This is a genomic window from Rummeliibacillus sp. BSL5, assembly GCF_052928305.1.
Map to the genome: position 1 here is coordinate 825,310 of NZ_JAVGCV010000001.1, position 19,808 is coordinate 845,117.

Below are 19,808 nucleotides of genomic sequence, written 5' to 3' on the forward strand. Positions count from 1 at the left end.
TAGTCTCTGCATCGATTGTAGTATGTGATATATAAAGGATGTAATACTACAATACAACTAGACGAGTAGCTTTTCTTGCTTAACTGTGCTAGTATAAACTTCTATTAATGTAAGAGGACGTGAATTATTTTGATTAAAATTGAAATGCCAAAACCTGATGTAGTGATTCGCCAACGTGAACAAAATCCAAAAGAAGGAGAAGCAATCATCCCTTCAGTCTTTGGGTTTATAGACTTCCATAAGGTTCCTCGTGATAAAGGTGGGTTATTGCTATTCTTTAATGATGCCAACGAGCTTTTATTTGTAGGTAAAGCACGCAAAATGCGCCCACGATTAAAAAAACACTTTGAAGATAATGTATCTCCACTAAAAGATCACCGTGATGAAGTGCACAAAATTGAAGCATTCATCATTGATGACCCAATGGAAAGAGAAATCTACGAAACATATGCAATTAATAAGCTTCGCGCGAAGTACAACACGGATAAAGTGTTCTATTAATCATTTGCCTAATAAGGGAAAATATAAACATTTGAAAATCATTTGAAACATATACACCTCCTAGTACGTAATACGTTAAAAGGAGGTGTTTTTGTGAGAAAATGGATAGTTTTTCTTTTTGCCTTTATCGTCCTATACTTTGTCTGCCACTTTACATCTGGTATCCTTCTTACTGCCTGGTATACGCCTAATTTAACGGAGGCATGGTTAGCAAGCGAATCTTTGCCAAGCAATGTTGTATTTTCAGGTCCTGTATTCTTCCCTACTTTTTTACTTGGGGCGATTGCTGCTGCAGGTGCATTTTTTATAGCAACAAAAGTAAAAAGGAGCGCATAAAATGCAGCTCCTTCTTAATCTGTATTCAATTCTAAAAAAGGTGGTGGTGGTTCTAAAGGCATTCGTATATCCCCATCTTTTAAGGACAAAGCATAATAAGGATTTTTTACAACAACAAGAGACTGTACTTGGCTTGGTTCTTTTAGTTTCAAGTTTTCATACTCTTGTATAAAAATTGAATAATCTAAGCGTACACTTTCAATTGCTTTTATATCCTCTACTACTCTATCTCTTTCTTCTATTGTCTTCCACATTGAGTTATTTAATAACTCTTCTTTAGCCAACATAATAACCAATTGCTTTGCTTCTACAATATCATCAAAAGTATTTAATTTCTTAATAGCTTGCTGAATCTTTGTATGAGCTGCAAGTCTTTCATATTCTACAGCTGAAATACTTTTAAGTATCTCTTCTAATTTATTGCGGACCGTTTGGTTGAGCTGAGTTAATATTTTAGGAACCAATTCTATCAAAAGCTCTTCTTGATGTAGCACGGACTTGTACTTTCGTTCAAGTAGTTGTTGAGTTTCGTTCAGTTCTTTCGCTTGATTAATAAAATACTGGTCTTCTTCCCGTTTGCCGAATAAAAAAGATAAAATAGATCGTCCATTTATCCTTTTGTATTTTTGATCTAGCATATCAAATTGAACAGTATACTGATATCGCATTTTCCGATAATCTCTTACTTTTTCAAGATAATGTTCTGCCAATTCCTTAAATTTTCTGAAAGTACTGTCTTGTTTAAATAAATCGTGTTGTTTTAATGCTTGCACGAGCTGATAAAGTGTATGAATCTCTTTAAATAAGCAACTTAATTTTTCATATTCTGATATCATCTTAGCGACAAATTGATTTTCTTTATACTGAGTATATTTTATTTCATCAATTTCTTCTATAAAACTTGTTAATGTTTGCAATGATGAGTTATAGGGTTCTCTTTCTTCTATAATTTCTAATTCGGCTCGAAATCTTTTGAGCCAATGAGCCAAACGTTGAATAATAAAAGGTATTCGTTTTGAACGATCGCTCGCTGATTGCTCTATTTCTTTATATATCATGTCAATATTGCTATACTGCCACTGATCTTTGTCATTATGAGCGAGTGCTTGATTTGCTTGTAATGCAGATACAGATACCCTTTTTCTTATATAGTTTTCAATCTGTTGGTCTTCTAAAACCGAACCAGTTGGGCTCATAAAGTTAGAAATAAATAACGGCTTTATATGGTTTGAGCTCTTCTTTATTAAGTTTAATTCCACTTCCTGGATCTCACTATTAGCGTTTACAATCCAGAAAATATCCTCTGCCCGCTGTAAAAAGCTCTCTTTTATATAAGCAGTTCTATTCCCTTTAAACTGTACTAGCGTAGCATCCATAATGGTCACAGTCTTTAAGAGCGGATTTTGAATAAATATTTCAATAAAATCCAACCCTTCACGCAATATATTGGCACCTGAGGTATCAATAGAAGTAAATAGCCCCACATGTTCAATGCCAAATGACGCTACTTGTCCATCATAAAAGTGAGCACGTACCTCTTCCTTTTCGGCATATCGAAAAATAGAACTCACTGCTAAATGCGCCTCTTTCAAATGACTTAAAATAGGTCTTTTTAATAAAGTGTTCAAGAGAGTAGTTTTGCCCGTTCCTCTCATGCCAACAAATAGAATGGTCGGATTTTGGACCGCATCATCAATAATATACCCTAATGCTTTTGCTGTATCTTTTATGTATGTATTCTGAGTGAGTAATAGGTGGATTTTTTTTATCTTGCCTATGAATTGGTGGATATCATCAAGGGGTTTTTGAGAAACTCCATGGGTAGGCACATTTACTTTTAATTTACTCACATTTTGTAGGTCTTTATCCACCATTTTTCATCCCCTCGCTCTTTTTCTACATTATATAGTATACATGATATATCAGTAAATTCGACATTATTTTTCGAAATTTGTTTCTAAATATGTTAATTAAATGATAAACAAACCTATTTTTATGATATCTCATTGCTATAACTTTATACTCTTATTAAATCAATAAATTTTTACTAGCATGTATTACTATCCAAAAAAACATCACCGATTTTTTTAATCGGCGATGTTGGTATATCTTAATTTTTTGAGAGCTTCGTCTTCATTATGGATCGCCAGTTGACATGCATAATCCTCGCATATTTGCATTTCAAATGGTCCTTCATCTTTTATATGCCAAACATCAAACGGTCGATAGAAGGAAAAAAGAGCATTCTTTATACCTCTAGTTGGATTGTTGATGTGGATTTCACTTGATGGCCCTTGGTAGGCAAGTAAAGCTTGAAGCAGCCAAAATGTACCTCCAGGATAACGATTAATGTCAGAGGCAAATGTTTGAAGAATCCCTTCTCCCAAATTACGATATTTATCATCTTCCAAAAGCTTTCCTAGTCGAAACATTTGAACGGCAAGCGTACTATTCCCTACCGGATAGGCATTATCGATTGCCGTTTTTTCTCTTACAATCAAAGGGCTTGCAGCATGACTTGTAAGGAAAAATGCTCCTTGTTCAGCATCATGAAAGTTCTCAATTGTTTGATCTGCCATATGATGTGCTCGTTTAAGATATTCATTTTTACCAGTAGCAAGATATAATTCATTAAGGGCCCATAGATAGTTTGCATAATCATCTAAAAATCCAGGTTGAGAAACTTTTTGTTCTCTATAGCTAACATATAGTTCGTTTTCTTTTACTACGTTTTTTTGTAAAAAAGCATCCGCTTCTTGCGCCAATTCAATAAAGGTTTTTTCTTCAAACACTCCACCAGCCTTTGCTAATGCGGCAATCAACAACGTATTCCATGCAGTCAATATTTTATCATCTACATGAGGATAGACTCGCTTTTCTCTAGCCTTTAATAATTTTAATCGGCATTCTTCTTGCTTTTCTGTTGATAATTTTCTATTCTGTGTATGAATTAAATTTGGTATATTAACCTCTTCGAAATTACCTCCTAGTGTCACATCATAATCCTCTGCGAATGCCTTTCCTATTTCTGGACCAAGGATGTCTATAACTTCATCATAATCCCATGTATAATATTTACCTTCAACTCCTTCGCTATCTGCATCAATTGCGCTATAAAAACCGCCATCTGGATGTTGCATTTCACGTTTTATAAATTTAATTGTTTCATAGACAATCTGTTTGTATTTTTCGTCTTTCGTTATTTGATATGCTTCTGTGTAGCACTGTATTAGAAGCGCCTGATCATATAACATTTTTTCAAAGTGTGGTACAAGCCACATCCGGTCCGTTGAATATCTTGCAAAACCAAAGCCGATATGATCATATATCCCGCCTCGATAAATTGCATTCAATGTTTTAGTGGCCATCTCCAAAGCTTCTTTTTCTCCTGTCATATTATAATACCTTAGTAAATATAATAGTTGGCTTGGATTTGGAAACTTAGGTTCTGTTCCAAAACCGCCGTAGACTTTGTCGTACCCCTGCTTTAATTGGCCATATGCTTTACCAGCAGCATCCTCATGTATTGCAGACTTCTCAGGTTTAGACAGATCTGAAAGAGCATCCATAATTTGCGCTCCTACTTCATCAACTCTATCTCGTTCTTTATGATATGCCTTTGCGAGATAAGGCAGAATTTCCATCATCCCTGGCCTTTTATACATACTGTATTTTGAAAAATAAGTCCCTGCAAAATAAGGTTTCTGATCTGGCGTTAAAAAGACATTAAGTGGCCATCCGCCGGAGCCGGTCATCATTTGACAAACATTCATATAGATTGAATCAATATCCGGTCGCTCTTCTCTATCGACTTTTATACAGATAAACCATTTATTCAATAAAAATGCAACCTCTTCGTCTTCAAATGATTCATGAGCCATGACATGGCACCAATGACAAGTCGAGTAGCCAATGCTAACAAGGACAGGCTTATCTTCCTCTTTAGCTACGGCAAAAGCCTCTTCCCCCCATGGATACCAGTTAACAGGATTGTATGCATGCTGTAGTAAGTAAGGAGAAGTCTCATTTATCAGTCTATTAGCTTTTTTCTCATTTGGCATTTTTGTTCATCACTTCTTTCATATAAAAAATAGAGAGGCATTGCCTCCCTTAAATAAAGTTTACCCAATAATCCTATCATTATTCGCTTCATATTTGTCCTTCAATTCAATACTATATACTGATTTCTTTAATGAGATATATGAAAATTAATTTCCAGTTCAATGTTATAATCTATAATTATTTGGAGGTATTATTATATGGACTCAACATATAATTAACACTTCTCCTGGTACGTTTGAATTTTTCAAGATGGAAACAGGAGCTCCTTTATGTAATACGCATCAATTTATAGAGTTTAATGACGCCTATACCCTTTTCACCCTGTTGATTTAAAGTGAGAGTACAGGCTGAATTCTACATCCTAGTATTAAGTGAACTGTATTTAAATAGTTAAAGATTAGTAAGATTATCTTTATCATTATTAAAAAGCCTTATCAAACTATTCAGCCCTTAACGTAGATTTTCCTTTTTCAGTAATTATTTTGTTTTCTCAATGAACTAAAACCTATCAAACCAATAGTTAGTATAATTCCTCCACCAGCCCAAAATACACTAGTTGTAGAAAGAATCGCTAAGACACTACTCATAATACCCAACGATACTGTGTCACTTGTATAATTAATAGATGATGATATACTAAACACTTTACCCAGCATATTATTTGGTACTTGTTTTTGGATTAATACAATTCTTCCAAGTCCTTCACTTGCCTGACCTACTCCAATAAGAATCGTTGCTAGATAGATCATAAAAATCGTTGGTGATAAACCAATTACTAACAAACCACTCCCCCATAGGATAATCCCTATATTAAAAATTATTAATGGATTAAGTTTTTTCAATGTACCAAGCATAATAGAAGTAGCAAATGCTGCTGCACCAAGTATACCTGTAATAATTCCGTAGGTTGAAATATCTTTCTCTAAATTTTTATCTAAATAAATAGGTAATCCCACACGCCACAGCCCTGTATTTATCAGTATGCTTATAAATTGAACAAGTATAATAATGAGAATACTTCTGTTTGACTTTAAATAAGCTAAAGTCGATTTAATTTCACTTACTGTTCCTTCTTCACTTTGACTAGTATTAAACTGAGGAACTTGATAGTTAATTAACAAATGAAATACAGTCGAAATACTCATTAAAATGAATGCTAGAGTGAAAATGTGTATTTGATCAGTAAATTTAACAACTATTCCTACTGAAGCTGGGATTAGAATACTAGCTCCACGTTGAATTGAATCTAAAAGAGCGTTGCTTCTCTGTAATTTAATATCTGTAACTAGTTCAGGTAACAAAGCACGAAAACTTGGTTCTGAAAAGCAATTAAGAATGCTAATTAGGACGGCTGTACATATTAAAATAAAATAATTTATAAATCCTAAAAAAAATAATATTGGAATAGCAAGAATTAATATCGCACTAAGAGAATCAGATATAACTGTTATTTTCTTCTTATTCCATTTATCCGCCTTTACTCCACCATAAATACCAAAAACAATAAATGGTAAAGTTTGCGCCATAATCATCAAAGACAAATAGAATGGTGAACTATTAGTCAGCTTTATTGTTAACCAGATTAGTTCCAGACTAAACAATGTTAAAGAGCTTCTTTTAAAGAGTCTTCCAAATAACAAAAAAGTAAAGTTTTTTTCACTTAGAATATCCTTATAGGGAATTTTCAATCGCTAGTATCCTTTCATTGAATAGGCTTTATTTGATAAATAACAACAGATTTTCGAGTCGTATTTATCATTTCCCCATCTTTTAATTTGTAATTTGCATACTACTTTGATCATCTATCGAATTAGAATTAGCAAAGATATTTGGTTTTTCCCTTCATAAACTGGACTAAGGTCTACAATATATTAGAAACTACTTCTCATGATCAGTTTATACCTGATAAGGTTGGTATTGGTAAAAGCTATATTGTCTATATGGATGCGTTCAAAACAGTACCGCTTACTTTGATTATTTAATATAAAAATTATTGTCATCATTGACCCCAATATTAATTTTAGAATCTAACATTATATCTAAAGGAAACACAGTAGCTACTTTATTAGAGAAAAACCATCTTCTTTTCGGATTTACTAATAATAAATAGACTGGCAAATCTCCTTTTGTCATAAAAGATAATGTATTATCATTCGTTACTTCTTCTCCATCCCTTTCAACAATGGAAAGTTCCCTTAATTGTTTTGCAGCCTGCACTTTATCTTTAACAACTAAGCTTATTTCAGACATTTTTATAATATTTGCTGCAGTAAAGGGAACATGGGTCGATGGATTATCTAATCTTGCAATAAATTCTACTATGTTCCCCGATGGATCTTCAAAATATAAAGAATTTGCTTTTATACTTGCGAAATATACTTCATCTTGATCTTCTTCTTTTAAAAGCGTTACTTTTTGTTTAACCCACTCCTTAGCAGCTTGAAATTGATTTTTAGGGATATCAAATGCAAAATGGTAAAAAGGTTCTTCTGCCTCATGAACATTGGTAAACTCAACTATTGTAAGACCAAATTTTATTTTAAAGCTACCATTTGTAACGATTTCTATAGGTAATTCTAGAATATCCCTATAAAATTTTTTCATTTCTTCTAGTCGCTTCGTCTTAAGTATTACTTGATTGATATTCAAATATTCTTCCTCCTTTCGATAAATAAAATATAACATTCTATATTTTCAAATAATACTAGACCTAAGACTGAACAAAGTCAGAAGAATATTCTTCATAATTCCTTATTTCATTATTTTGAGATTTTCTATGATACTCTATTATTTGTAAGCAAAAAAGCATTCCCATCGAGGGAATGCTTTTTGCTTACGAGATACACTGTTTATTAGTCTATATCCGAAACTTTAACCAATTGCTTACCTAAATTTGCTCCTTTAAATAGATCAAGAAACGCATCAATAACATGGTCAAACCCTTCTACGATCGTCTCTTCGTATTTGAGTTTCCCTTCATTTAACCATGCTGCAAGTGCACTATACCCTTCTCCAATTCGGTCGGAGTAATCACCTAGTGTAAAACCTTTCATAAGGGCACTTGTTTTGATAAGTGCTGTTTGAACTCGAGGCCCCATATCCACTTCTACATCATTATAGGTTGATATAGCTCCACAAACAGGAATTCGTGCAAATTTATTAAGAAGCGGGAATACAGCATCTGAAATTGTGCCACCCACATTATCAAAGTAGATGTCAATTCCTTCGGGACATGCTTTAGCTAAAGCTGTTGGAACATCTTCTTTTTTATAATTAATGGCTTCATCAAATCCTAGTTCATTCAATAAATATTGACATTTTTCATCTGTTCCAGCAATTCCTATTACTCGTGTTCCCTTTATTTTAGCAATTTGTCCAACAGTCGACCCCACTGCGCCTGCAGCTCCAGATACAACAACAGTTTCACCTGATTTTGGCTTCGCAATATCAAGTAGACCAAAGTATGCTGTTAATCCAGTCATGCCTATAATACTTAGATTAGCTGTGACTGGTGCTAAATTTTTATCAATTTTTTTTATTTCTTTCTCATTAACAATAGAATATTCCTGCCATCCAAGATTACCTAGTACTACGTCACCTTTCGAAAAACTTTCCGACTTAGAATCAACTACTTGGCCAATAACACCCGAAGTGATTACCTTATTTAACTCAAACGGAGCTATATATGATTTGGTATCCTGCATTCTACCGCGTAAATATGGATCAACCGAAATATAAGCTGTACGGATTAATACCTCCCCAGCTGAAGTTGTCCCGATTGGCGTATCAATAAAATCAAAGTCATCCATTTTCGGCATCCCAACAGGACGTTGTTTTAAAGTAATTTGTTTTTGCATTTGTTGATTCATATTCATCCTCCATTCAATTATTACATATTTCATTCATATTGTTTTTTAATGCAATATTTTTATCATACGTTAAAATAAAAGTATACTCTTGTCCATTAAGAAGTCAATAAACGTGCTTTGGACATTGATAATCTCTAAGCTAAATTACAAATTATCCTTCCAAGAGTTTGTTATACAATAATACTCCTTACTGAAAAATCATAAAAAAAAGACACTCATTCGAGTATCTTCCTTTCATTCTTGTCATTCAACAACTGTATAGTTACTATTTTCCATGCTAATAACATACTCAGGTTTTGGGGGCTTGCCGCCATGTTCTTTAATTTGCTTCTTATGACCGGCAATATGCTCTGGACTTTTCTCCCAAGCTTTCCATGCCTCTTCTGAATCCCAACGAATAATCATCACAACTTCTTCTTCGCCACGCCGTGTATTTTTCAATAACAATTCTCTACTGATAAATCCTTCGCGTTGCTCAATTAATGAAGGTCCTTCACCTGGTTTTTTTGAAAAACGATCAATAATATTATTAGCATGTCCTTCAGTTAGAATCCATCTGCGTATTTGTACAAACATTTTTCCGCCCCATTTCTTCTATATGATTTTTGTATCTTATTCATCTAAAAATTTTCATCTATCAATATAGTTAGTGTATACAAATGTATACAGAAAGTCAATTGAATCTATCACTTGGATAATCATTTAGTTGAAATAGAGAACAAATATAAAAACCGATTGAAAAGATCAATCGGTCTTATAGTCTTTATGATTTTCTAAAATTTCTTGTAACTCATCTGCCTTCACAGGTCGGCTAAATAGGTAACCTTGGAATTCATGGCAGTCATTGTCGCTTAATAAAGAGAGTTGTTCTTCTGTCTCCACACCTTCAGCTATCACATTTAATTTGAGGCTATGGGCCATATTTATGATTGTCTTAACAATAGCCTCGTCTTTTATTTCTTCATTGATATATCGAATAAAAGACTTATCAATCTTTAACGTATCAAGCGGGAATGAGCGTAAATAACTCAAAGAAGAATAGCCTGTCCCAAAGTCATCTAAAGACAGTTTAACACCCATTGCTTTTAGCTGTTCCATCACAGGGAGCGCAGATTTTGGATTTTGAACAATCGATTCAGTAAGCTCTAATTCAAGATTTTTTGCTGGCAATCCTGTCTCTGATAGTATTGTCTGGACAGTTTCAACGAAATCAGGTTGTTGAAATTGCCTTGAGGAAATATTCACGCTCATTCTTAAATTATCAAAGCCTTGGTCTATCCATTTTTTTGCTTGCCGTGAGGCAACTCGTAGAATCCAATAACCCATCGGAATAATTAACCCTGTTTCTTCAGCGAGTGGGATAAAATCGTTTGGCGGTACCAGGCCAATTTCTGGATGATTCCATCTGATTAGCGCCTCCACTCCTGTCATCTTGCCTGTATTCACACCAATTTGTGGTTGATAATATAACTCAAATTCATGATTTTCTATAGCTTTTCGCAGACCTATTTCTAAATTCATTTTCTTCGCCATCATATTATTCATCTCAGCTGTGAAGAATTGATAATTGTTTTTTCCAAGCTCTTTTGCTCGATACATAGCTGTATCTGCATTTTTAATAAGAATCTCATGCTCCATTCCATCTGAGGGATACATACTTATACCAATCGATCCAGTAATAAACAAATCATGCTCGCCAAGTAAAAACGGACGGTTGAGTTTTTCCAAAATCTCTTTTGCCAAACTTACGACTTGTTGATGTGTAGTATGCGACACAACGATAATATATTCATCGCCCCCTTGACGTGCAAGCATATCTTTTTTTTGTATACATGTTTCCATTCGTTTAGCTACTTCAATCAGAAATGCATCACCTACATCATGGCCTAATGTATCATTGATATATTTAAAGCGATCTAAATCGATAAACAATACTGCTAGCATTTGACCGCTTATTGCAGCTTGTTCAATGCACATCGTTAAATGCGTATTTAATAGCCTACGATTCGGTAAATTTGTTAACGGATCGCGATAAACTAATTCCGTTATTTTTTCTTCTGTTCTTTTTCTTTCTGAGATATCGCGCAGAATGCCGCTGAAATATGTTTCATCGCCTTTTTTTAATGCAGAAAGAGACAATTCTAATGGAAATTCTTCATTATTTTTTCGTAATCCTTTTAATTCTACCATTCGACCTATTACATGCGGCTCTTTTGTTCTAAGATAACGATCTATTCCTTTACGATGTGCTTCACGATATTCCAAGGGAATAATAATTTCAAGCTGCTTTCCAAGGACTTCCTCTTCTTTATAACCAAAAATGATTTCTGCTGCTTTATTAAAGGAAATAATGATGCCCCTTGAATTACATAAAACAATAGCATCACTGGCAGTAAGAATTATCGACTGATATATGCTATCTTTGAACTCCAATTCAGTAGACGTTTGTTGAAAACGACGATCTAAATAAAAACCTCCGATAATACAAGCAAAGATGAACAGCATACCGCCGGCTACTGTATAGGCTAAAACACCACTATCAATAGCCGTTCTCTTGAAATGGAGCATCTCATGGTTTGGTTTCATTTTCATAGCTGCCATTCCTGTGAAATGCATGCCTGCGATTGCACCCGCCATGACTACAGAGCTCATCCATTTTTGCAATTGCATCCCAACTGTTTTAGATTGGAAATAAAAAAATAAATATAAGGATACGACTGAAGCTGCAAATGCTATCAACCATGATAATAGATATAGAATAGGGTCATATGAAATATCCACCCCCATATTCATCGCCTTCATACCTATGTAGTGCATCGATACAATACCGGTTGTGATAAATAATGAACCTATTAGTATATAAATCTTTCTTTTAAGTCCTCGGCTAACAATTAGAAAAGCAACTGCACTTGCAAGGATTGCTAATATAAAAGATAAAGATACCCAAAATACACTATAGGATACTGGCATAGGCAATTTAAGCGCAAGCATTGCAATAAAGTGCATTGACCAGATGCCTGCACCAAAAGTAGCAGCTCCAACCCACCACCATAACTGCTTAAGCCCTCCTTTTAACGACATAAGCCTAATAATAATATTTAAGGCAGTATATGAAGAAATTATAGCTATACTTACAGATAACACTAAAAGGGCACTATTGTAATGTCCCATCATATTCATATATTAAATCCCTTCTGATAAAAAATTGTTTACTAGTCGTAATAATCTTTTTCATATGCTAAAATTGCACTTTTTTATTATACAGAGTTTTTCCGCTTTTGAAATCAAAATCAAAATATTTTGTACGTAAAAACAAGCAGCAATCATTTGCTGCTTGTCTTGTTTTCCTATTTTAATCGAAGCTATCGCGCCAAGCTTTTTCAGCCGCTTTTTCTCTTTTTTCTTCTTCTTTCCGGTAAATCTCTGTTCGTCTGCGCTCATTTTTTTCTTGAAGATGTTCTAACTCTTCTTTCCCTGCAAATTCCATACTAATTTCTGCTTCTTGAATATTCTTCTTTGTATTTTCAATCATACTGTTAATTCGCGCGCTGCTATTTGATCTTCTGTGATTTGAATTATCCTGTTTTGCCATAGTTATCCTCCATTCAAATGTGTTCACTAGTAGTTTGTTTTTGAATGGATAAGTTATACCTCTTTCGTTCTATTCTCTCTTAAGTCTTACATAAAATAAAAAGAGAATTTAGCAAAAAGGAGTGCATGAATGTATACGGTTCATTTTTTAGACGGAAAAAATATAGTATTAAGCCAACTTTTAAGGCAACTGCCAAAAGTTGGGGATGATTTGCGCATTAAAGGACGAAAAGGTAAAGTGTTAGAAATTATATACAATAACGAAAAATCGGTGAATGTTAATGTTCATTTTGAGGTAAAAAAGAAAGCTTCTGCTGTCGCTGTACAATTCGGAAAAAAGAAAAAGTAATTGTTGGATGCTATAGTTATGAAAGAAAATCCCCCATTTATCTCAATGGGGGATTTTCTTTATTCTTTCAATTGAAATTGCATTACATGATTTTCAAGTTGGCATGCCATCTCATTGGTGGTACTTGAACGAGTGGATACTTCATCAATCCCAGCAGTCGTTTCTTCTGCAGCCGCAGAGATACTGTTCATCGTGTTTTCAATACCGCGAATGGAAGTAGCAAGTTCCTGGATCATCTCAGCTACATGCTGTGCCTGATCCGTTTCCTTTGCCATTAAATTAGATATTACCGTTGTTTCCTTTACAGTTTCAGCAACTGAGACTGCTATTTCGCTTAATGCTGTGACAGTTTGACTAACCGTTTCTGCACCTTGTTCTATCTGCTTGGTATTGTCTTCTACTGATTCCAGTACATACTGAATTTTTTTCATAATATCTTGTACGAGCTTTTCGACTTGTGATGCTTCGCCATCTGATTGTTCGGCAAGCTTACGCACTTCTTCCGCTACTACCGCAAAACCTTTTCCATGTTCACCTGCTCGAGCAGCTTCAATCGATGCATTCAGCGCCAGCAAATTTGTCTGTGAAGCAATGCCTGAAATGCTTGTCGTAATGGTTTGGATTTGTGAAGCAGATTCGACTAAATCAGATATTGTTTGGCTTACTTCTTGGGAACCGCCCCTGATTCTCTCCATATCACGGCTGATTTCAATGGCACGTTGCTCACCTTGCTTGGCCACTGCCATTGTTTGATTTGATTTTTCTACAGTTTGATCAGCTCTTTGCTTCATTTCTATCGACTCTTCTGCAAGCGATATTAATACAGTCGAAGCGTTTTCTGTATGGTGCATCCCATCAGTTACAGCTATCGAGACGTCCTCTATATTATGCGCAACAATCTGTACGGCATTATTCATTTCAGTTAACGAACTTGCAGTCTCTTGCGCATTTTCACTCAACTGATGTGATGTAGTATGCATCGTGGCAATCATCTGTTCCAAATTATCGTTCACTTGATTTAGTGTTTGAGCAAGATCGCCAATTTCATCATTACTTTTAATTTGGTTATTGGCAACAGAAAGATTACCTGAAGCAATTTCTTTTGCCTGTGAAATTAATTGGGAAATTGGCTTCGTCTTACGGCGAATTAAGAAAAATGTTACGATTGCCGCTAAAAGCATAGGAATTATACTTACTAGAATTCCTTTACTCACCACACCCCATGTTCTCGTACTAACAATATTTGCATCAAAATCTATTACACTAACAGCAATAATTTCTTGCGTCGGATCATTATCCTTATAGATAGGGGCATAACCAGATAAACGTTTCAGCCCTCCGTATGTATACGGCTCTGTATAAGTGGAATGTTTCATACTAAGTAGGGTACTCATTGCACTTTTGTCAATGTGAAAGGAATCTCCCGTATGAAAACCCTTGTCCGTTAAATTTTGATCTAATGCTAGAATGTTTCCTTCTAAATCAAGGATATACTGTGATTCAAAAATATCCTTATGTGCTGTTGTCCAATTAAGCTGTTCACTGATCCGGTTCTTTGCTTCTTGATTCCCGGATAATGCTTGATTCACGTCTTCTGGTTTTATTAAACCAGTTGTAATATTAGCACAGCCATAAGCCTCTATGCCTGCCGCTTCATATAGTTTATCGTAAGCAGTTTTATATGTAGCGATTGAAGAAATCACCATCATCACAATCAATATGCCAGCAATGATAGAACCTAGTTGAAAGGTTAATTTTCTTGTAAACTTCATAGTTGAATTTTCCTCATTTCTATTAAACAGCCAATAATCATAATCAATTGGATAATTTCCAAATTTTATTATAACGAAAGTAGTGCTTAAAATATAGCTTTTATGTGAGAAAAGTTTGTGACAACTCATACAATCGTCTCGTTTTCATAAAAAAAGAGAGACTGGATTTCCCAATCTCTCATATTTTTATATTTTATTTATTAAAATGCTGTTAATGTTGATAAGAATACATGCCACTCCAGCTTTTTAAGAAATCAATTGTGCGTTTCTTACCAATGTCAATTAGTAATTCTTTCGTTTCTCCATCTAAAGAAAATTGTGTAGCGCTAAATTTCTCAACTGGTAAAAAAATAATGTTTTTTTCATGTACACGAGAAATATATCGCTCATCATGCGCATCCTTCATCGTCGCAAAAAGCGCCTCAAATAGCTGTAATCCATTTCGAATTTTATGTGGCTCCATATCCTTTCGTGAATTACTTAGCTTAATGCCAATAACAGGCCGCTCCTTATTGACCTCCTCATCGAACAGCCAGATTGGAAAATTGCTGAGCACTCCGCCATCTACAACAATAGATTCGCCTTGCCCAACATATAGTTTGACAGGCTCAAAGAAAAACGGAACACCACAACTCATCCTTAAAGCTCTAGAGACTAAAAAAGATCCAGGTTCTATATTATAGGTGTTCAAATCATCTGGAAACACAATCATTTTTCCATTCGTTAAGTCGGATGCTATCAAGCGTAGCGAACCTTCTGGAAGATCACTAAACGTATAAATGTTTTTTTCTGATAACTTTTCATAAAACCATCTTTCAAGCTCTACCCCTTTGTAAATCCCCATTCGAAAATAGAGATTAATCCATTTCATGAAAGGTAGATTAAACATCATTTTTCTTTGATCCAGAAAAGTACTTACATCTAATTCATCAAGCATGGTTTCAATTTCATTTGCTGTATATCCGGCTGCCAAAAAACAGGCCACAATAGCGCCTGCACTTGTACCTGCTACACGATGGAAATATATATCATTCTCTTCAAGCATTTGAAGAGCACCCACAAAAGCAAAGCCTTTAATTCCTCCACCCGAGAAAACGCCATCAACTAGCAAAGTGCAGTCCCTCCTCATTACACTGTAATAGAAGGTAAGTGATTTTAGAACAAATAAAAAAAGATTTTCTTTAACAGAAAATCTTTCTAGCTTAAAAGATCTATTACAACAATTTCGGGTCGATTAAACAGACGAAACATTGACCCGCTATTTCCTAATCCACGAGAGATTACTTGAATCATATTTCCTGTTTTATGGACACCTTCCACTCTCGAAGGGAATAATCGATAGCTATGATCAATCAAACCACCGATAAACGGAATGCGGATAATGCCGCCATGTGCATGGCCATTGAATGTTACATCAACTCCACGCTCTGCATAAAGTTTATGGTGTTCTGGACGATGTGCAAGCAAAAGAATAGGTAAAGAATAGTCAATCCCAGCAAGCGCATTATCTAACATTACTTCTGGATCTTTCCCGCCTGCTGGGTCTTCTATTCCGGCGATTTGAAGATACTTGCCGTTATGTTGGAACAATTCATAATGATTAGCTAAGATATGAACGCCCATTTCTTTGAGGTGGTCGCGAAGGTCAAACCAGCCTTCAATTAACTCTTCGTGATTGCCTGTTATGAGATAAACAGGTGCAATGTCTAATAAGGACTTTACTGTGTTAAGACCTCTCACTTCATTGAAAAAGAATCGGTCCACCAAATCACCAGTGATAAAAATTATATCTGGATTTTGACCATTCACATGATCGATTAGATGTCTTTGATTCTTTCCAAATCGAGCATGATGCAAATCTGATATTTGAACAATCCGCAATCCTTCCAATTCACTTGGAAGCTTGTTAACTCGAATCCTATACGTTGATAATTGGAGCCACTGCTGATTTAGATAAAGGAATCCCTCAATCAAACCAAATGCTGCCAAGAGTTTTAGAAAGCGTTTCATCTCTACTCAACCTTTCATGCATTATAGCACTATTGTTCCTCCTAAATAGCTGGACGAAACATGGCCATTATAGAATATGAAATTTTAACACTTTCTATCACGGAATCGTACAGGTGAATTATTAATTTTAAGAAGCGCTTCACCAGCTTACTTCTTATTACCAAATAACCCTGCTGCCTTTAATGCTAATTGCACTGATTTACGATTTAACGTAGCCTTTTGTACTTTCACTTCTTGTTGCAGTGTATTGATTTCTTTTTGAAGCTGCGGGATTTGTTTTTGAATTTGTTTTTGAAGCTGAGCAATTTTTTTTTCGCTTTTACTTTTTTCAACAGCTTTTTCTTGTTCAAAAATTCCTGCCCATCGTCCAATCAATTCTTCATGTGAACATGCAACAAATGATTTGACTGCAGGGTAGTAATCTACCTTTTCAATTCTTTGATCAAATACTGTATTTTTTACATTTGGATCTTCTTTAAATACGTGGTCAAGCCCATTTTCATTCAAAAAGTTTATATAGCGATCAAAGTTTTCTGGCGCCCTTCTACTAACTTTTTGGAAATCTGCTTTCTCCACCACATCCAAAATATTAGTATTATCATCTATATCATTGGCCCATAAGTAAGTGAAATCATGATATTCCGCCAGTTCTCTCATACGGCCGTCCTTAGGAATGATAATGCTAGGCGTTCCAGCTAAGATTGCTGCTACATTACCATGAAGACGAGCTCCAAAGCTTAGGTCAGCTTGTCCCACAAACTCAAGCCAGGATGGAACATTCGTAAAATAACGGACACGATCTTCTTGATATAGTTGATGTGCTACTTTATAAGGGAAGTTTGATCCTTTACCAGGCAGGTCAGGTCCGCCTAAATAAATCATTCGAAGTTCCCGTAGCCATTGTGGAATATAATAGTGGTCAGGGAAAGCGTGGGCACTGCGGTCAATAAAGTCTAAAACATGTTTAGGAGATTTTGGCGAGTTATTAATCGTTACCATTGAATCCTGCGTGATTGTAGTATTGCGGATCGGCAAATCTCGACCAAAACCAAACATTGATGGGCAACCAATTACTGTATGGTCTTTCCCTTCTGTAAACCCTAATTTGGTTAAATATCTTGCAGTAATATCGCCTCGGACACCAATAATCGAAGATTTATTAAGAACTGCTTTTACAAAATCCTTAACGTCTTGATCAAATTCAAACGACTGATTAAGATTTGGTTCAAAATCAATGCTAAGCCCTACCCCAATTACATAGACAGGTATCGTCAAGCGATTAATCAATTCGGCATATTTCTTAAGTTTCGGTGCGAAGCTTGGTCTGAAAGCATCCGCAAGCGGTATAATATAGCCATCATAATTTGCATTGATATAATCTGCTCTATTTGGATTGATTTTATAGTAATCAGGCGTCAGTTTGACGTCCTCTGTGGTTAATGTTCTGAAAATACTATAGGCATACACTAGATTCCCAACGTTGCTGCCAATCGAATTATGGACAATTTCATAAGCCGGAGTAAAGTTTTCATAAGGAGACATACCAGCTCTTATTAAATAATGTTTCATTCTTTTCTTGATCTTCCTTTCAAAAATATGCATTATTCGACATGTTTACTACGTTATCATATATTCAAAGTGTTGTCTAACTAGCTCAATTGCTAGAGGCTTTATTAAAACTAAGTACCCAATAAAAAAAGACAGCATTAAATCAAACTTACTGGTTTAATACTGTCTCTTTTTTTGAGATGCTTTCATCCAATCCAGCTATCCCATTTTGTTTTAAAATATTCTGTAATTTATGTTTAGTATCCTCATCCGTAACAATACAGCTAACTGAAAAAAGCTGCTTTTTTATAACTAATTCATATCCGTTATTAATCTCCTTACTGTACCCATAATAAGGATGGTTAAAGTCGATAGGTTGGAAGTTAAATGATTTCATTTTTCTCCAAGGAATATATTTGTTTCCTATTACTAAACCTTCGTCAACTATTGCAAATAGATTAAGAAGGTTTTTTATATTTATTATTGGGATAACAGCTAAAATAAATGTGTTGATTGAAATTAAATAACTATAGATTAACGCACCATATGCAATCATTAAAGCTATTACGTATAAGAACGCACTTTCTTTTATTGCTTTAAGGGATTGACGAGCATTTTTTCTCTGTGGAAATATTTTTATATTCTCTTGGTCTTGAATGGTTAATGGAAAAATTACAGGACCCTTCAATTTATATACAAGTCGTATAAAATTTGCAGTAAAGTAAAGGAGGACAGCTAATAAGATAAGATAAAGCAATAACATGAATAACATCATAATAATCACCCCCGAATATGTATTATTTTAATTTTACCTTATTTTCCTTTATGTAGAAACTAAAAATCCTCTTATCATTGACTGATAAGAGGATCTGTTTTATTGAAGGTATCTCCCATAGTCTGGTACGGCGATTTCATCAAACTCTTTCACAAGCTTTTCCAAACTCTCCGTTAATAATTCGCCTGCCATAGGAAGACCATGCCCTGTCACAGCAACTGATGGTTTTAATGCTGCTAATTTTAAAACCGATTCCTTTGCGGCTTTCCAATCCGTTGTTAAGTATCTTGGCGGACCACTGATCTCTTGTTCTTGCGTCAGTACTTTATTCAAATATTCTTGCTTCACTGTAATGAAAGCATCGGCTGCGATTAATGCTCTATCACTATCTCTAAAGAAGGATACTTGTCCAGGTGAATGCCCAGGTGTATGAATCCATCTGAACTCTGGCATATGCGGTACATTCCCATCAGAAGGCAAAGCATGTACATGATCTCCTAGGTTTATTGGTTCATTTGGGAACATAGGTGACATTTTGGCCACCATACCACCTTCCACAGTCGAGTCTGGCTCTGGATAGCTTTGTTTTCCAGTTAAATAAGGTAATTCTAGCGAATGAGCATATACCGGAACATTCCAATGCTTGACTAAATCGACTACTCCACCAACATGATCAAAATGACCATGCGTTAAAATAATTGCTTTTGGCTTTTTATTTGAACCAAAGCGTTCCTCTGTAAGCTTTATGATTTCATTTGCTGCACCTGGTGTTCCAGTATCAATTAATACAAAGTCATCTGAGCCTGCTTTTCCCAAAAGACATATGTTTACAATTTGAATTGTATAACAGTACAAATCTGAAAGCACTTCTAAACCCAAGCCATTGCCCATTGAACTCATTGGTATATGCTTATAGTCACTGCCATAGCTTAATTCTTTATCCACTATAACTCCTCCTATACTTGTTCAATATTTGTTTTACTTTTTGGGTTGGC

The 19,808-nt window shown here is 34.9% G+C and carries 17 protein-coding genes; 3 read left to right on the forward strand and 14 right to left on the reverse strand.

What is annotated here, in order from left to right:
* Positions 1-129: 129 nt before the first annotated feature.
* Complete coding sequence (locus tag RCJ93_RS04195) at positions 130-501, forward strand: nucleotide excision repair endonuclease (RefSeq protein WP_066786822.1); 372 nt, start codon at positions 130-132, stop codon at positions 499-501.
* A gap of 93 nt (positions 502-594) precedes the next feature.
* Complete coding sequence (locus tag RCJ93_RS04200) at positions 595-837, forward strand: hypothetical protein (RefSeq protein WP_446738469.1); 243 nt, start codon at positions 595-597, stop codon at positions 835-837.
* A gap of 14 nt (positions 838-851) precedes the next feature.
* On the opposite strand, the gene RCJ93_RS04205 is transcribed toward RCJ93_RS04200, so the two are convergent.
* The 8 genes from RCJ93_RS04205 to RCJ93_RS04240 form a co-directional block, all read right to left on the reverse strand.
* Positions 852-2,711: a dynamin family protein gene (locus RCJ93_RS04205; RefSeq protein WP_446738470.1), complete on the reverse strand. Its 1,860-nt coding sequence runs from the start codon at positions 2,709-2,711 to the stop codon at positions 852-854.
* Between the two features lie 213 nt (positions 2,712-2,924).
* Positions 2,925-4,898 (reverse strand): thioredoxin domain-containing protein, encoded by a 1,974-nt coding sequence (locus RCJ93_RS04210; protein ID WP_150284261.1) that lies wholly within the window; start codon positions 4,896-4,898, stop codon positions 2,925-2,927.
* Positions 4,899-5,369: 471 nt separating this feature from the next.
* Complete coding sequence (locus RCJ93_RS04215; protein WP_150284260.1) at positions 5,370-6,587, reverse strand: MFS transporter; 1,218 nt, start codon at positions 6,585-6,587, stop codon at positions 5,370-5,372.
* A gap of 286 nt (positions 6,588-6,873) precedes the next feature.
* Positions 6,874-7,548, reverse strand: a complete 675-nt coding sequence (locus RCJ93_RS04220; RefSeq protein ID WP_150284259.1) for a VOC family protein — start codon at positions 7,546-7,548, stop codon at positions 6,874-6,876.
* Between the two features lie 203 nt (positions 7,549-7,751).
* On the reverse strand, positions 7,752-8,768 hold the full coding sequence (locus tag RCJ93_RS04225; RefSeq protein WP_190323404.1) for an NADP-dependent oxidoreductase: 1,017 nt from the start codon (positions 8,766-8,768) through the stop codon (positions 7,752-7,754).
* A 243-nt stretch (positions 8,769-9,011) separates the two neighbouring features.
* On the reverse strand, positions 9,012-9,344 hold the full coding sequence (locus RCJ93_RS04230) for an antibiotic biosynthesis monooxygenase family protein (protein WP_150284257.1): 333 nt from the start codon (positions 9,342-9,344) through the stop codon (positions 9,012-9,014).
* Positions 9,345-9,512: 168 nt separating this feature from the next.
* Positions 9,513-11,948: a bifunctional diguanylate cyclase/phosphodiesterase gene (locus tag RCJ93_RS04235; protein WP_150284256.1), complete on the reverse strand. Its 2,436-nt coding sequence runs from the start codon at positions 11,946-11,948 to the stop codon at positions 9,513-9,515.
* A 172-nt stretch (positions 11,949-12,120) separates the two neighbouring features.
* Positions 12,121-12,360, reverse strand: coding sequence for a hypothetical protein (locus RCJ93_RS04240; protein WP_147193571.1), 240 nt, complete (start codon positions 12,358-12,360; stop codon positions 12,121-12,123).
* A 129-nt stretch (positions 12,361-12,489) separates the two neighbouring features.
* Here RCJ93_RS04240 and RCJ93_RS04245 point away from each other — a divergent pair, with 129 nt between their 5' ends.
* On the forward strand, positions 12,490-12,708 hold the full coding sequence (locus tag RCJ93_RS04245) for a hypothetical protein (protein WP_446738471.1): 219 nt from the start codon (positions 12,490-12,492) through the stop codon (positions 12,706-12,708).
* A 59-nt stretch (positions 12,709-12,767) separates the two neighbouring features.
* Here the strand turns inward: RCJ93_RS04245 and RCJ93_RS04250 are convergent, their stop codons facing one another.
* The 6 genes from RCJ93_RS04250 to RCJ93_RS04275 all read right to left on the reverse strand — a co-directional run bounded on the left by RCJ93_RS04250 (position 12,768) and on the right by RCJ93_RS04275 (position 19,758).
* Positions 12,768-14,480: a methyl-accepting chemotaxis protein gene (locus tag RCJ93_RS04250; protein ID WP_446738472.1), complete on the reverse strand. Its 1,713-nt coding sequence runs from the start codon at positions 14,478-14,480 to the stop codon at positions 12,768-12,770.
* A 211-nt stretch (positions 14,481-14,691) separates the two neighbouring features.
* Positions 14,692-15,591 (reverse strand): patatin-like phospholipase family protein, encoded by a 900-nt coding sequence (locus tag RCJ93_RS04255; protein ID WP_150284253.1) that lies wholly within the window; start codon positions 15,589-15,591, stop codon positions 14,692-14,694.
* A gap of 86 nt (positions 15,592-15,677) precedes the next feature.
* Positions 15,678-16,490, reverse strand: coding sequence for a metallophosphoesterase (locus tag RCJ93_RS04260; RefSeq protein WP_150284252.1), 813 nt, complete (start codon positions 16,488-16,490; stop codon positions 15,678-15,680).
* A gap of 147 nt (positions 16,491-16,637) precedes the next feature.
* Positions 16,638-18,059 (reverse strand): polysaccharide pyruvyl transferase family protein, encoded by a 1,422-nt coding sequence (locus tag RCJ93_RS04265; protein ID WP_150284251.1) that lies wholly within the window; start codon positions 18,057-18,059, stop codon positions 16,638-16,640.
* A 148-nt stretch (positions 18,060-18,207) separates the two neighbouring features.
* Positions 18,208-18,813 carry a hypothetical protein gene (locus tag RCJ93_RS04270; protein WP_150284250.1) on the reverse strand — a complete coding sequence of 202 codons (606 nt, stop codon included), beginning with the start codon at positions 18,811-18,813 and terminating at the stop codon, positions 18,208-18,210.
* A 99-nt stretch (positions 18,814-18,912) separates the two neighbouring features.
* Entirely contained in the window at positions 18,913-19,758 is an 846-nt protein-coding gene (locus tag RCJ93_RS04275; protein ID WP_150284249.1) for an MBL fold metallo-hydrolase, read from the reverse strand.
* Between the last annotated feature and the right edge of the window lie 50 nt (positions 19,759-19,808).

Coding starts and splice junctions, on each gene's coding strand:
- RCJ93_RS04205 (WP_446738470.1), bottom strand. CDS start 2,711: ATGGTGGATAAAGACCTACAAAATGTGAGTAAATTAAAAGTAAATGTG.
- RCJ93_RS04210 (WP_150284261.1), bottom strand. CDS start 4,898: ATGCCAAATGAGAAAAAAGCTAATAGACTGATAAATGAGACTTCTCCT.
- RCJ93_RS04225 (WP_190323404.1), bottom strand. CDS start 8,768: ATGAATCAACAAATGCAAAAACAAATTACTTTAAAACAACGTCCTGTT.
- RCJ93_RS04230 (WP_150284257.1), bottom strand. CDS start 9,344: ATGTTTGTACAAATACGCAGATGGATTCTAACTGAAGGACATGCTAAT.
- RCJ93_RS04235 (WP_150284256.1), bottom strand. CDS start 11,948: ATGAATATGATGGGACATTACAATAGTGCCCTTTTAGTGTTATCTGTA.
- RCJ93_RS04240 (WP_147193571.1), bottom strand. CDS start 12,360: ATGGCAAAACAGGATAATTCAAATCACAGAAGATCAAATAGCAGCGCG.
- RCJ93_RS04245 (WP_446738471.1), top strand. CDS start 12,490: ATGTATACGGTTCATTTTTTAGACGGAAAAAATATAGTATTAAGCCAA.
- RCJ93_RS04250 (WP_446738472.1), bottom strand. CDS start 14,480: ATGAAGTTTACAAGAAAATTAACCTTTCAACTAGGTTCTATCATTGCT.
- RCJ93_RS04260 (WP_150284252.1), bottom strand. CDS start 16,490: ATGAAACGCTTTCTAAAACTCTTGGCAGCATTTGGTTTGATTGAGGGA.
- RCJ93_RS04265 (WP_150284251.1), bottom strand. CDS start 18,059: ATGAAACATTATTTAATAAGAGCTGGTATGTCTCCTTATGAAAACTTT.
- RCJ93_RS04270 (WP_150284250.1), bottom strand. CDS start 18,813: ATGATGTTATTCATGTTATTGCTTTATCTTATCTTATTAGCTGTCCTC.